Genomic DNA, 13,572 nt, shown 5'->3' with positions numbered 1-13,572 from the left:
GGCCGAGGCGATCCTTGGTAGCGGGCAATTATTCGAGAGCGAAGGCGCCTGCGCTCCGGTCGTCCGGTCAACGGGGCGGCTCGTCTTCGCAGGTGCAGCATATTGTTGACCCGGGCGGTGCGGGCGTCCGATTGGAGCGCGGCGGGGGCACTGGACAGGCCTATTCATGTTTCAAGTTGCAGTCGTCATACCCGTGTGGAACGGCGAAGCCGTGCTCGGCCGGTGCCTCGACGCGCTCGCGCGTCAGACGCTCCCGCAGGACGCATATCAGATCATCGTCGTCGACAACGGATCGAGCGACGCAACGCGCGAGATCGCGCGGAGCTATCGGGGTGTCGAGCTGCTCGAGGAACCTCGGCCCGGCTCCTATGTCGCGCGCAACCGGGGGATCGAGCGGGTCCGGGCGCCAATCACGGCCTTTACCGACGCCGATTGCGAGCCCGCGCCTAACTGGCTCGAGCAGGTGCTGTGCGCGGCAGCGGCGCACCCGGGGTTCGGCGTGCTCGCCGGCAAGATCGAGCTGTTCGACGAAATCGCGCAGGAGCGTGAGGTTTTCGGCGACTATGAGCGGCTGTTCAGCTTTCCGCAGGCGCACGCCGCGCGCGGCAATTGTGCGACGGCCAATTGGGCGAGCGAGACCGCGTTGCTGAGGGCGCTCGGCGGGTTCGACGCGGGTCTGAAGTCGGGCGGCGACCGGCAGATGGCGCTCCGCATCCGCGACGCCGGCTATCCGCTCGTTTATGTGCCAACGATGGTAGTGCGCCACCCAGTGCGCGCGAGCCGCGCCGAGCTGGTGCGCAAGCGCCAGCGGCTGAGCGGGGGGCGGTGGGACCGCACCACGCGGCGCCCGCGCCTTGTCCATGTGCTCTGCATCACCGCGGTCGACACGGTCCGGCGGCTGCGCCGGGCGGCAATTTCGCGCGACCTGCCGTTGCAGCGGCGGCTGGCGGTGATGTTGCTGACGTTGCAGCTCGCCGGGGTGGCGGTGGGCGAATATCTTCATCTCGCTGGGGGACGAAAGGCAGTACGCGACTGATGACTATTTCCCATTCCTCCCCGCGTTTCTCCGTAGTGATGCCGCTCTACAACAAGGCCGCGCATGTCCGCGCGGCGCTCGAGAGCGTGCTTGTCCAGACATTGCCCGCGCACGAGATATTGGTGATCGACAATGGATCGACCGATGGCGGGCGCGAAATCGTCGCCGCGATCAGCGACGAGCGGATCAAGCTGCTCGACCTGCCGACGCCGGGGCCGGGCGGCTATGCCGGACGCAACCTTGGCATCCATGCGGCGAGCGGCGACTGGGTAGCCTTTCTCGATGCGGACGATCTCTGGCAACCCGATCACCTCGCGGTGCTGGCCGAAGGCATCAAGGCGGACCCCGACGCCCGCGCGGCGGCGACGCGGTTCGATCATATCTTCGAGGATCGCTCGCAGCCCCAGCGGATCGCGCCGCAGCTTAAGCAGGCGTGCAGTCTCGATCTCGCCGATTTCCTTGTCGCGTGGCTGGCGGTGCGCGAATGCCCGATGTGGACCGGCGCGATCGCGATCCGCCGCGACACGCTGTTCGAGGCGGGGCTGTTCCCCGAAGGGCGCGCGGTGCGCGGCGGCGACAAGGATCTGTGGCTGCGCGTGCTCGCCAAGGGGGCGCTCCGCTACGATCCGCGCGTCACCGCGGTCTTTCACCGCGACAGCGACAACAAGGTCAGCAAGTCGACCACGACGCTCGATCTGCCGTGCCTGGTCGACACCGCGCGCGGGATGCTCGCCGGCGCCACGGGGCGCGAGGCGGGGTTGCTGCGGCGGCTCGTGAACCAGGAAATCGCGCATTATGCGCGCTATGCGATGAAATATCCCGGGCGGACGGCGATCCGTGTGGGCGACCTCTATCTGCCCGAGGGGGCGGGCACCGCGGCGCTGTTGCTCGCCGCAAAGCTGATCCCCGCATCGCTCCGGCAATCGAGCTATGCCCTGCGCAACCGGTTGCTCGCCCGCGCGTGAAGCTGGCCCGCACCCTCGGCACCCTGCTCACTGGCGGGGGTTCCCTCGCTGCCTGGCTATCGCTCGCCGGCGGGTTCGTGCCGGCGCTCGATGCGCTGGCGTCGTTCCTGCCGCTGTTCGGGGCGGCGACCTTGCTGGGACTGTTGCTCGCGTGGCGACGGCCGGCCTGGACGATGGTCGCCGCGCTGCTCGGTCTGGCGCCGGTGGCGATCGGTGTGGTGCCCGAATTGACGCGCGAGATTCCGGCCGCGCGCGCAGGCACGCCGCAGATCCGCCTGCTCACCCACAATGTGTGGCGGAGCAACCGCGATCCCGCCGATACCGCGCAGGCGATCATCGACGCCAAACCCGATGTGGTGACGCTGCAGGAGGTGGACGGCAGCTTCCGCCCGATGCTCGCCGCGTTGAGCCAGTATTTCCCCTATGCGACCCAATGCTCACCGGGCTGCGATCTCGCGATCTTTTCGCGCTGGCCGATCGTGGACAGCGACTATTTCCTGGAGGACCCTGGCGGCCGCAAATTCGGCCCCGCCATGCTCTGGGCGCGGATCGCGGGACCCGGCGAACCACCTTTCACCACGGTGACGCTCCACTATCCCCGCCCGACTTCGCGCGATCAGGCGGTGCGCAGACGCGATGTGGCGCGGGCGCTGGCACGGATCGATCGCGACCCGCTGATCGTTGCAGGCGACATGAACCTCACTCCCTGGGCCGCGGCGATGCGTGAGCAGGACCGCGCCTTCGACCCGCTCACCCGCATGACGCGCGCGCTGCCGAGCTGGCCGCGCGCCTTTCCCGTCCTGCCGATCGACCAGCTTTATGCCGGACCCGATTGGGGGCTGGTGTCGGCGCGGCGGTTGCCCGCAACCGGATCTGACCATGTGCCGATCCTCGTGACGCTGGCGCGCCGATGAGACGCGCGCTCACCTTTGCGCTGCTCGGCAGCTGCGGCCTTGCGGTGCCCGCGCTCGCGCAGCAATCGGATGCGACCGACGGGCTTGGATCGGTTTCGAGCGAGAATAGCTTCGGGCGCGACCGCAATGTCGGCGTGCTCGAACGCCGCCGGCCGGATTACACGCCCGAGCCGATCCATGTCGGCACGCTCGAGCTGATGCCGCGGATCGCGATCGGCGCGGGTTATGACGACAATCTTTACGCCCAGCCGAACGACCGGATCGGCGACGCCTATCTGCGCATCCGCCCGCGTATCTCGCTGGTGCGGCCCTCACCGAACCTGAAATTGTCGCTCGACGGCGAACTCGACCTGCTGCGCCATGCCGACCGTGCGAGCGAGAACGCCACCCAATATTCGGTAAACGCCGGCGCTCTCTACACGATCAGCAAGTCGGACACGCTGAACCTCACGCTGCGCAACGGGCGCTATAGCCAGGAGCGCGTCTCGCCCGATAGCCCCACGCAGGCGGATCGACCGGTCCGTTTCACGCTGAGCGGCGGAACGGCGACCTACACGCATGTCTTCAACCGGCTGCGCCTGCGCGGCGTGGTCGATGTCGAGAACCGCAATTATAGCGACAGCGTGACCCCGGGCGGGGACGAGATCGATCAGGATTTCCGCGATCATACGACCTACACCGGTACCGCGATCGGCGAATATGCGCTGAGCCCGAGCATCGCGCTGTTTGTCGCGGGCTCATACAACAAACGCGATTATCGCGAACGCATCGGCCCGGTCGCGGCGCGCGATTCGACCGGCTTCGATCTCGCCGCCGGCGCGAGTTTCGAGTTGGGCCGCAAGGCGCGCGGCTCGCTGCGGCTTGGCTATCTTCATCAGGATTATCGGCCCACCGAGTTCGAGGACGTCTCGGGTTTTCTGGTGCGCGGCGAGCTGGCCTATTTCCTGACCCCGCTGGTGACGATCACCGGCACGGTCGATCGCGGCATTCGCGAGACCGGCGTCAACGGCGCGACCGGCTATCTCGCCACCAATATGACGCTGCGCGCCGATTACGAGCTGCTGCGCAACCTGATCATCAGCGCGGGCGGCGAGCTGGAGAAGCGCGATTTCAACAATATCGACCGGCGCGACGACCGCTGGACCTGGCGCGGCAGCGCATCGTACCTCGTGAGCAAGCGGATGGCGCTGCGGCTCGACCTGCAGCGGCGCACGCAGTCGAGCTGGGGCGCGACGGCGGGGCGGGGATTTTCGGACAATCGCGTCTCGGTGGGGGTGACTTTTTCGGGCTTGTGAGACGTCCCGATCAGGCGGGCTTGCCCTCGCGCCAGCCATATAATGCGCCTTCGCAGGCGGCGAGAAGCTCGGGCGGGGCAAGGCGATTGATATAGCCGTCCGATCCCTGATCGGAGAGCAGCTTCGCGGGGATGCCGCCGACCACGCCGCGCTCCGGCACATCCTTGGTCACGACCGCATTGGCGCCGACCGCGGCCTCGGTGCCGACGCGAATTCCGCCGATCACCTTGGCGCCCGACCCCAGGAAAGTGCGGTCGCCGATCACCGGCGCGCCGCGCCGGCTACCGCGGTTCATATAGCCGAGCACGACGCCGTGGGTGATGTTGACGTTGCTGCCGAGCACCGTGTCGCCGTGAAAATAGAAGCCGCCGAAACGGTTGAGGAACAGGCCCGGCCCGATCTCCATATATTCGGGAATCGCGAAGCCATATTTATAGCGCGCGCGCAGCAGCAGCCACTTGGCGAAGGGATAGAGGCCGAACGCTTTGGCGGGCTTGAGCTTGAGCCAGCCGGTGGTGCGCATCAGCACCGTATATTTATAGCCCGGGGTGAAGGCGTAATGTTTGGCGAAGGCGCCGAGGCTGACGCGGCCCGCATAGCGGTAAAGATCTGCGGCGAGCAGCGCCTTGAGCTTGGTGAAGCTCACCGGGCAGCCGCGCAAATGCGGTTTTCCGCTCGCGTCGGCCACGGGTTCCTCGAACGCCGGATCGGGCACCAGCGATGCGGTTGCCATCTCCATCAGAAATAACGCTCGCCGAAACGGATCGTGTCGCCCGGGAGCACCGCGAAGTCGGCGGTCATCGGATATTCCTGCTCGCCGGCCTCGCCCGCGCGCTTCAGGAAGACGCGCTTCTCGTTGGCGCGATAGGTGAAACCATCAGCCTTCGCGACAGCGCCCCGGATGGTGAGACCCTGCGTATAGGGATATTCGCCGGGCTTGTTCACTTCGCCGAGGACATAGACGGGGCGAAAACTCGCGACCTGGACCGAGACCTTCGGATTGAGGAGGTAGCCGTCGCCCAGCTTGGCCTCGATCGCCTTGGACAGTTCGTCGGTCTGCAGCCCCGCCGCCTTGACCTCGCCGATCAGCGGGAAGGCGATCGTGCCGGTGGGCGACACTTCGAAATCGCCCGTGAGCGTCTCTTCGCCATAGGTTGCGACCTTGATCTTGTCGCCGGGCGAGAGGCGGAAAGCCTCGGCGGGTGGCGGCGCGGCGCCGCTGCCCGCGAGCGGGGTCTGCCCGGCGCATCCGCCAAGGGCCATCAGCGCCCCCGCCAGCGCTATCTGCATGTGCCATTTCATGAACTTACTCCAGGACGATATGCTGATATGTCTTTGATTTCTGGTGCGGAAGAGGGCGCGGCGAGCGCTGCCTCGATCCTTGCCCAGTAATTTCTGGCCGCCTGCTCGACGCCATAGGCCTGCGAGCGTTCGCGCGCCCGCTCCCCGCAGGCGCTGCGGCGCGGCTCGGCAAGCACCCGGCCGAGTGCCGCGGCAAAAGCTTCCACGTTATCGGTTGGGACCAACGCACCCGCCTCGACATCGATCCCGCCGGTGACGGCGTGGCGCGGCTGGTCGGCCAGAATTTCGGACGGACCCGAGGCGCAATTTGTCGCGATGACGGGCACGCCGCAGGCCATCGCCTCGACCAGCCCGTTCGGGAAACCCTCGGCATTGGAGGGCATCGCATAGGCCTGCGCGCGCGCGAGCACGGCGAAGGGATTGGCGACGAATCCGGGCATCTCGACCCGGTCGGCAATGCCAAGCGACGCGGCAAGCGCCGTGAGCGCGCCACGTTCGGGCCCTTCGCCCAGAATGACGAGGCGTTCCTGCGGCGCGGCCTGTGCATAGGCGCGCAGGAGGAGCGGAAAATTCTTGTTCGGCATGAGCCGTCCAGCCGCGACGATATAGGGGCCGGCGGGGGTGAAGGCGGGCTGTTCGGCGGCGAGGTCGGCGATGCGTTGATGGTCGACCGGATTGGCGATCGCCGACATGCGCGCGCGCGCGACGCCGAAATTGGCGGCGAGATCGTCGACCACGCCGTCGGACACCGCGATGACATGCGCGGCGCGCGGATAGACCATGCGGACCATCGCTTTGGCTATGAACGCGCTGCCCAGATGCGCGCTGGTGTTGACGCGTTCGCTGATCAGCCACGGCCGGCCGCGCCCCGCCATCGCCCAGGCGTTGGCGACATTGGCGCGGGTGAGGAAGCTGAGCGTCGCATCGGGCGCGAGCCGCCGGGTGAGCGCGCGGAACTGGGTCAGGCTCGGCAGCAATTTGTGCCGGGCATCGAGCTGATGCACCTCGACCCAATCGGGCAAATCATAGGCGCGCGGCTCGTCGTCGAGCAGCGCGAGATGGATGTCGTAGCGCGCGCGCCAGGGCTCGGATCCGCCGAGCAGGGTGGCCAAAACGCGCTCGGCGCCGCCGCCCGCGAGCGAGTTGATCGCGAATAATATCCGCTTTCTGTGCAGCATTGGTCCTCGCTAGGATTTCGGGCGGAATTCGCCTCGGAAGAACCCTTACCACGGGCATTTGTTGCGGTGCACACAGAGACGCCCGCTTCATCGTCCCGACGGGGCAGCTGGCCGATTAGCTAGGCTTGCGCGGTGGTTTCGCGCCGGGATGCGTCTATCAGGGCGAGCATCGACGAACGATTGCGGAGGTGTGTAATGGACATTCGGCGAGTCGAGTGTCTGGACGGCCTGCGCGGCGTCGCGGCGCTCTGGGTGCTCATCGGCCACATGATGATCCTCACCGGTTTCCGCTTGCCCCTGGTGAGCAAGCCGGACCTGGGTGTGGACCTGTTCATCCTGCTCTCGGGCTTTCTGATGATGTTCCAGTACCGGCTGCGCGCGGGCAGCGAGGACTGGAATGCTCCCGGCACCTGGGCGGCCTTCTGGACACGCCGCTTCTTTCGGCTCGCGCCGCTTTTCTATGTGACACTGGCCGCGGCGCTGATCGCGGGGCCGCTGATCTATGCCGACCGGGTCGCGATCGATACGTTCCTCGGCCAGTCGCTCCAGCCGCGCGAACGCTATACCGATGGCAGCCTCACCAACATTGCTCTGCATCTGACTTTCCTGTTCGGCCTGCTCCCCGACTATGCGTTCCGCACCCCGTTGCCCGATTGGAGCCTCGGGCTGGAGATGCAATTCTATCTGCTCTTTCCCTTCCTCATCCTGCTCGGCCGCCGGATCGGCTGGGTGCCGTCGGCGCTGGTCGCGGCGGGCGGCGGTGTCGTTGTCGCCCTGCTCGCCGGGGCGGCGGGGCTCGACTTTCCGATGCCTTCCTTTCTGGCGCTCAAGCTCCAGCTCTTTTTGGCGGGCATGCTGATCGCCGTCGAGCCTGGCGCGAGCCGCGCGCAGCTGGGGTCGCGCCTCGGCGCGGCGATGCTGCTCGCTGCGATCCCGGTCGGCGGCGATCAGGACCTGCTGCATTTCGCGGTGCGCGAGCTGCTTGTGCTCGGCTTTTTCGGGCTCGTTCATTGGCGCTCGCTTGGGCCGATCGGCTGGGTTTCGCGACTGCTCGGCAGCCGGCCCTTCTACTGGTTGGGCGAGCTTTCCTATGGCACCTATCTGATCCACCTCTTGATCCTGCAGCCCGTCGCGGCGGCCGTGATCGGGCAGTTCGGAACCGGGCTCGGCGCGGCGGGGCGGTTCGCGCTGACCGGGGCGATCGTGGTGCCGGCGACCTACGCGCTTGCTTTTATGACGTACAAGCTGGTCGAGTTGCCCGGGCAGAGGCTGGGCAAGGCGGTGATCAAGCGCGTGATCGGCCGCGACACGACGCGCGCGCTTCAGACGGTGCCCGAGACGCTCGCCGCGCCGTGATGTTCGGGCGGCTTTGCCGACGGATTATATGGAGGTTATTGCGATGGATCGACGAACGCTTCTGGCTTCGATTGCCGGCGCTGCCGCCGGCAGCGCGTGCACCGCGAAAGACGATGCCGGGACTGAAAAGACCGGCCGGCCGACGCTGGCGATCGATTCCGAGGGATCGGGGCGCTGGCGCATCCGCAGCTGGCAGTGGCGGGAAAATGCGTGGCGGCCCTTGATTGCCCGCGCGAAGCGGACCGATGCCGGCATCCAGATAAGCGGGACTATCGACGCGGCCGACCGGGCGGAGGTCCTCGCCCGGCTCCGCACCTAGCCTTCCATGACGGTGCCGGGCGTGTTGGACGGGCGCGGGGGAGCGCGCCGCGGCGCGAGTGCGGCCCGGTAGACTTCGAGCGTATCCGCCGCCGCCCTGTCCCAGCTGAAGCGCGCGCGGATAGTGTCGCGATCGACCTGAAAGTCGGCGCTATCGGCGTCGAGCCGCTCGGTGAGCGCCGCGACATCGCCGACCGGGAAATAATTCGGCGGATCGAGCCCGATGTCGAGATTGGCGGGGATGTCGCTCAGCAGCATCCGCGCGCCGCAGCTTGCCGCCTCCAGCGCCGCGATCGGCAGGCCTTCGTGGTAGGAGGGCATCACGAACAGCGCGCAATGTTCGTAGAGACACTTCAGCGTCGCGCGCGACTGGACGCCGGCAAAGATCACGCGGTCGCCGGCGCGCGCGAGCAGTTCGCGGGCATAGTCGCTCTCGTGATCGGCCGAACCGGCGATCACCAGTTTGGCGGTGCAGTTCGACCGCTCATGGGCGTCGATCAGGTCGTGCAGGCCCTTCTCGGGGACGAGCCGGCCGACGGCGAGGAGAAAATCGCTGTCCTCGATCCCCAGCCGTTCGAGTATCAGCGCGGGATCGACATCGCCGGGCAGATCGGACGTGCCATTGGGGATATAGGCGATCGTGTGGGCGCGCCGGGGAAAGCTCTGCCGCAATTGCGCGGCCAGCGAGGGGGAGACGGCGATGACCCGATCGGCGAAGTTGAGCGCCAGCCACTCGCCGGCGCGCAGTGTGTTGCGCGCGAGCAAACCCCATTTGGCGCGGTGATAGTCGGTGCCGTGATGCGTCACGATCACTTTCAGGCCGAGCAGGCGGGCAAGCGGGGCGAGCAGGCCCGGGCCGATCGCATGGATGTGGATCAACCCGGCGCCGCGCTTTCGGGCATCGAGAACCGCGAGGAAGGTGGACACCACCGCTTCGAGATTTTTCGAACGCGGGCAGGGCATGCCGATGATCTCGACGCCGCGATGCTCGCCCGCCGGCTCGGGCAGGTAAGGCGCGCGGCCGAGCACGACCGAGCGGTGATCGGGCCACAGCGCCTTGATCCGCGGCAGCAGCTCCTCGCAATGGCTCTCGATCCCGCCCATCACATGCGGGAAACCCCGCAAGCCGGTCACGCAGATAATGGGCGACCCCTTGGGATCGCTGGTCCGCATACTCGTCCGTTGCAGCATTCTAAAACTCCACAAGCGCCCGGCCGGATTTCCCGGCTCAGGCCACCGCTGCCATCGGCCCTCTTCCACGTTCGATTTCACTGAGATACCAGTCGACAAATCGCTCGATGCCCTCGGCAAGCGACACCTTGGGACTATATCCGGTGAGCGCATTGATCGCCGAAATGTCGGCGAAGGTCGCGGTCACGTCGCCCGGCTGCATCGGCCGCATCAGCTTGATCGCCGACCGGCCGAGCGCGCGCTCGAGCAGCGCGATCATATCCATCAACCCGACCGGATTGCAGTCGCCGATGTTAAGCAGCCGATGCTCGCCGCCCGCCGCCGGCTTGTCGAGCACGCCGACCACCCCGTCGACGATGTCGTCGATATAGGTGAAATCACGCGCCATCCGGCCTTCGCCGAACACCTCGATCGGCTGGCCGAGCAGGATCTTTTGTGCGAAGCCGAAATAGGCCATGTCGGGCCGGCCCCAGGGGCCATAGACGGTGAAGAAACGCAGCCCGCTGAGCGGCAGGGCGTAGAGCGTGGAATAGCTCTGGCTCATCAATTCGCAGCTACGCTTGGTCGCCGCATAAAGCGAGACCGGCGCGGCGCAGGGCTCGTCTTCGCGAAAGCCGGTACCGCCGAGCGGGCGGTCGCCATAGACCGAGCTCGACGAGGCATAGACGAGATGCTCGATATTGCCCGCGTGGCGCGCCGCCTCGAGCACCGCGAGATGCCCTTTGAGGTTGCTGTGCTCATAGGCGAAGGGGTTTTCGAGGCTGTAGCGCACGCCCGCCTGCGCCGCGAGATGGACGATCCGGCGCACGCCGTTCGCTTCCACCAACTCGCTGACCAGCCCAGGGCTGGCGATGTCGCCGTCGATCAGCCGGAAATTGAAATTGTCGACCAGCCGCGCCGTGCGGGCTTTCTTGAGCGCGACATCGTAATAGTCGGTGAAATTGTCGAGCCCGATCACGCGCTCGCCGCGCGCGAGGAGCCGTTCGGACACCGCGTGGCCGATGAAGCCGGCGGCGCCCGTCACCAATATGGGGCTACGGACCGTCACGCTGCCTGCCTTTCGTTCGCGGTTTCGCCATCCTCGTCCGGTTTGCCCGGGCGACCGACGCCGACATAACGCAGGCCGGCTTCTTCCACCTGGGTGGGCGGATAGATGTTGCGCAGGTCGATGAGCACCGGCTCGGCCATCGCTGCCTTGAGGCGCGGAAGATCGAGCGCGCGGAACGCGTCCCATTCGGTGACGATCACCGTGGCCGCCGCGCCTTCGACCGCGGCATAGGCGGAGGCGGCGTATTCGACGTCCTTGAGCACCGTTTCGGCCGCCGCCATGCCCTCGGGGTCATAGGCGCGCACTTTGGCACCCGCATCCTGCAACGTCTGGATGATCGCGATCGAGGGCGCGTCGCGCATGTCGTCGGTGTTGGGTTTGAAGGTGAGGCCGAGCACCGCGACGGTGCGGCCGCGCACATGCCCGCCCATCGCGGCGAGGACCTTGCGGCCCATGGCGCGCTTGCGCTGTTCGTTCACCGCGATCGTCGCCTCGATCAAGCGCAGCGGCGCGTCATGATCCTGCGCCGTCTTCATCAGCGCGAGCGTATCCTTGGGGAAGCAGGAACCGCCATAGCCGGGACCGGCATTCAGGAATTTCGCGCCGATCCGGTTGTCGAGCCCGATGCCGCGCGCGACCTCCTGAACATCGGCGCCGACTTGTTCGCACAGGTCCGCGATTTCGTTGATGTAGGTGATCTTCATCGCGAGGAAGGCGTTTGCCGCATATTTGATCAGCTCGCTGGTGCGCCGGCGGGTGAAGACGATCGGCGCGCGATTGAGTGAGAGCGGGCGATAGACTTCCTCCATCGGCGCGCGGGCGCGCTCGTCCTCGATACCGATCACCACGCGGTCGGGGCGCTTGAAGTCTTCGATCGCGGCGCCCTCGCGCAGGAATTCGGGGTTGGATGCTACCGCGAACTCGGCGGCGGGGTTGCACTCGCGGATGATCCGCTCGACCTCGTCGCCGGTGCCGACGGGCACGGTCGACTTGGTGACGATTACGGTGAAGCCGCTCAGCGCCCCCGCGATCTCACGCGCCGCATCATGGACGAAGGAGAGGTCGGCATGGCCGTCGCCGCGGCGGCTGGGGGTGCCGACCGCGATGAACACAACGTCGGCTGCGCCCACGGCTTCGGAAAGCTCGGTGGCGAAGGCTAAGTTGCCCGCCGCGAAATTGCGCGCGACCAGATCGTCGAGGCCGGGCTCATAGATGGGTATGCCGCCGGCTTGAAGCCGGGCGATCTTGTTCGCGTCCTTGTCGACGCAGGTGACGTGATGGCCGAAATCGGCAAAACACGCGCCTGAAACCAGCCCGACATAGCCGGACCCGATCATCACGATACGCATGATGCGTTGCTCCCTGATTTATATGAAGGCGGCTTTTTGCTGCACTTGCGAACAATCGCGTCGCGACGGTTAACGGTCAACTTGCCAGCTTTGAGCTGAGGCAATTGGAAGGCGAAATGATCGTTCACAAAATCCCGCCCCAGAACGGGACAAGGTAAGAAAATGCGATATATTAGAAGCAGATAATTTGGGGCTTTGCCTAAACGACAGCAGAGTGATTTAGCTGCAATGCGACGAAACGCTTCGACTTGATCTTGCCACGTGTCGGCGACGGAGTAGAAGCTGGACACGATAAGCTGTGGGATGGGTAGGATGCTGGAAGCGCAACGCGCGGCATTTTTCGCCGACTTGCCGGTGCCGTTGGCCATGCGCCGCGATCGGTTGCGGCGGGCGATGCTGATGATCGAGGAAAACGCCGACGCGCTGTGTGCCGCGCTTGCTGCCGATCAGGCGAATCAGGATGCCGAGTCGGCACGACGCACCGAAGTGACGCCGGCGCTGGCGGCGCTGCGTGCGTCGATGGATAGCGTTGGCCGCTGGATGTGCCCCGAAAAAGCGCACGGGCTGTTAGCCCGGTTGGGTGGAGGCAACGACTATGTGGAGTATCTGCCGCTCGGGGTGATCGGCATATCGGCGCCGGCGTCGCTGCCGCTGCTCCAGACGGCGAGCATTCTCGCGAGCGTGCTCGCGGCGGGCAATCGGGTGACGCTGAAATTCGATGAGGCCTCGCCGCAACTGGGCCGGCTGATCAGCGGGCTGGCGCCTCGCTTCTTCGATCCGCTCGAGCTTGCGATTGCGCCGGGCGGCGTCTTTGCGGAGCTCGCGTTCGACCTGCTGGTGACAAGCGAACCGCAGGACGGTGATGCGATAACGATCGCACGCTCGGGCAAGTCGCCGGTCATCCTCGGGCGCTCGGCCGATTTCGCCAAGGCAGCTGACAACGTGATCGCGTGCAAGCGCTTCAAGGGCGGGCGCGTGCCGCTCGCGCCCGACTACCTCCTCGTGCCCGATGAGCAGGAAGAGGCGATCGCGGCCTGGCTGTGGCGCGCGGCGATGCAGCCGGGGTCGAACGAGGCTGTGCTGACGGATGCGGAACAGGAACGGGTTGCGCGGCTATTGGACGACGCGCGCGCGCGCGGAGGCGAGGTCATGACGGCGGAGCCGCGCGGTGCGGCTATGCCGCTGCACATCGTCCGCCACGCCAGCGAGGACATGCTGGTGATGCAGGAGGATATCGAGGGGCCGATCCTGCCACTGCGCAATTATGCGCGGATCGAGGATGCGATCGCCGCGATCCACCGGCGCCCACCGCCGCTCGCCATCTATTATTTCGGCCGCGATGCTGCCGAGCGCCGGCACGTGCTCGCGCGCACGCTGTCTTCGGCGATCGCGATGGACGGGCGAACCTTGTCCGCGGTGGCGATAGGTACGGGCATGACGCTCAACATCGACCATGGCGAGGCGGGCTTCCGCCGATTCAGCCGGGCACGACGCGTCTATCGCCAGCCTTTGCTCCGATTCGCGCGCCGGTCCGCGCACGAAGGACGCGACGATCTGGGCGGGGCGGCGCCCGCGCTGCACTGATCCCGGTCGCGCCACGCAACGCCGCAGCGGGCTGGC

Annotated in this window: 13 protein-coding genes; 7 read left to right on the top strand and 6 right to left on the bottom strand. The window is 66.6% G+C overall.

Going from position 1 to position 13,572, the window contains the following annotated elements:
- The first annotated feature begins 166 nt into the window (after positions 1–166).
- From V6M50_RS00790 to V6M50_RS00775, 4 genes are read left to right on the top strand one after another with little or no spacing between them, the layout of a single operon-like run.
- Positions 167–1,036: a glycosyltransferase gene (locus tag V6M50_RS00790; protein ID WP_332816621.1), complete on the top strand. Its 870-nt coding sequence runs from the start codon at positions 167–169 to the stop codon at positions 1,034–1,036.
- Positions 1,036–2,001, top strand: coding sequence for a glycosyltransferase family 2 protein (locus V6M50_RS00785; RefSeq protein ID WP_332816620.1), 966 nt, complete (start codon positions 1,036–1,038; stop codon positions 1,999–2,001). The genes V6M50_RS00790 and V6M50_RS00785 overlap by 1 nt, the downstream gene beginning before the upstream one ends.
- A complete protein-coding gene (locus V6M50_RS00780) occupies positions 1,998–2,915 on the top strand; it encodes an endonuclease/exonuclease/phosphatase family protein (protein WP_332816619.1) in 918 nt (305 codons plus the stop codon). The genes V6M50_RS00785 and V6M50_RS00780 overlap by 4 nt, the downstream gene beginning before the upstream one ends.
- Positions 2,912–4,210: an outer membrane beta-barrel protein gene (locus tag V6M50_RS00775; RefSeq protein WP_332816618.1), complete on the top strand. Its 1,299-nt coding sequence runs from the start codon at positions 2,912–2,914 to the stop codon at positions 4,208–4,210. The genes V6M50_RS00780 and V6M50_RS00775 overlap by 4 nt, the downstream gene beginning before the upstream one ends.
- A gap of 10 nt (positions 4,211–4,220) precedes the next feature.
- Here the strand turns inward: V6M50_RS00775 and V6M50_RS00770 are convergent, their stop codons facing one another.
- Genes V6M50_RS00770 through V6M50_RS00760 form a run of 3 tightly spaced genes read right to left on the bottom strand, consistent with a single transcriptional unit; the run spans position 4,221 to position 6,690 of the window.
- Positions 4,221–4,943: a serine acetyltransferase gene (locus tag V6M50_RS00770; RefSeq protein ID WP_332816617.1), complete on the bottom strand. Its 723-nt coding sequence runs from the start codon at positions 4,941–4,943 to the stop codon at positions 4,221–4,223.
- 5 nt (positions 4,944–4,948) lie between these two features.
- Positions 4,949–5,512 (bottom strand): polysaccharide biosynthesis/export family protein, encoded by a 564-nt coding sequence (locus V6M50_RS00765; RefSeq protein ID WP_332816616.1) that lies wholly within the window; start codon positions 5,510–5,512, stop codon positions 4,949–4,951.
- A complete protein-coding gene (locus tag V6M50_RS00760) occupies positions 5,509–6,690 on the bottom strand; it encodes a glycosyltransferase (RefSeq protein ID WP_332816615.1) in 1,182 nt (393 codons plus the stop codon). The genes V6M50_RS00765 and V6M50_RS00760 overlap by 4 nt, the downstream gene beginning before the upstream one ends.
- Before the next feature lie 195 nt (positions 6,691–6,885).
- Here V6M50_RS00760 and V6M50_RS00755 point away from each other — a divergent pair, with 195 nt between their 5' ends.
- Both V6M50_RS00755 and V6M50_RS00750 read left to right on the top strand, forming a co-directional pair.
- Positions 6,886–8,046 carry an acyltransferase family protein gene (locus V6M50_RS00755; RefSeq protein ID WP_332816614.1) on the top strand — a complete coding sequence of 387 codons (1,161 nt, stop codon included), beginning with the start codon at positions 6,886–6,888 and terminating at the stop codon, positions 8,044–8,046.
- Positions 8,047–8,089: 43 nt separating this feature from the next.
- A complete protein-coding gene (locus tag V6M50_RS00750) occupies positions 8,090–8,365 on the top strand; it encodes a hypothetical protein (RefSeq protein ID WP_332816613.1) in 276 nt (91 codons plus the stop codon).
- Here the strand turns inward: V6M50_RS00750 and V6M50_RS00745 are convergent.
- The 3 genes from V6M50_RS00745 to V6M50_RS00735 are packed head-to-tail and all read right to left on the bottom strand — an operon-like array spanning position 8,362 to position 11,952.
- The gene (locus V6M50_RS00745; protein ID WP_332816612.1) at positions 8,362–9,537 is read right to left on the bottom strand and encodes a glycosyltransferase family 4 protein; all 1,176 of its coding nucleotides are present in this window, start codon (positions 9,535–9,537) and stop codon (positions 8,362–8,364) included. The two genes, V6M50_RS00750 and V6M50_RS00745, sit on opposite strands and share 4 nt — an antisense overlap.
- Positions 9,538–9,592: 55 nt before the next feature.
- Positions 9,593–10,603 carry an NAD-dependent epimerase/dehydratase family protein gene (locus V6M50_RS00740; RefSeq protein WP_332816611.1) on the bottom strand — a complete coding sequence of 337 codons (1,011 nt, stop codon included), beginning with the start codon at positions 10,601–10,603 and terminating at the stop codon, positions 9,593–9,595.
- Entirely contained in the window at positions 10,600–11,952 is a 1,353-nt protein-coding gene (locus V6M50_RS00735; RefSeq protein WP_332816610.1) for a UDP-glucose dehydrogenase family protein, read from the bottom strand. Before V6M50_RS00735 ends, V6M50_RS00740 begins: the two co-directional genes overlap by 4 nt.
- Before the next feature lie 312 nt (positions 11,953–12,264).
- Between V6M50_RS00735 and V6M50_RS00730 the strand changes: the two genes are divergently transcribed.
- Complete coding sequence (locus tag V6M50_RS00730) at positions 12,265–13,536, top strand: aldehyde dehydrogenase family protein (protein WP_332816609.1); 1,272 nt, start codon at positions 12,265–12,267, stop codon at positions 13,534–13,536.
- The last annotated feature ends 36 nt before the right edge of the window (positions 13,537–13,572 follow it).

The sequence above is a fragment of the Sphingopyxis sp. genome (assembly GCF_036675685.1).
Lineage (GTDB): Bacteria > Pseudomonadota > Alphaproteobacteria > Sphingomonadales > Sphingomonadaceae > Sphingopyxis.
This window is presented reverse-complemented; position numbering and strand designations above follow the sequence as displayed.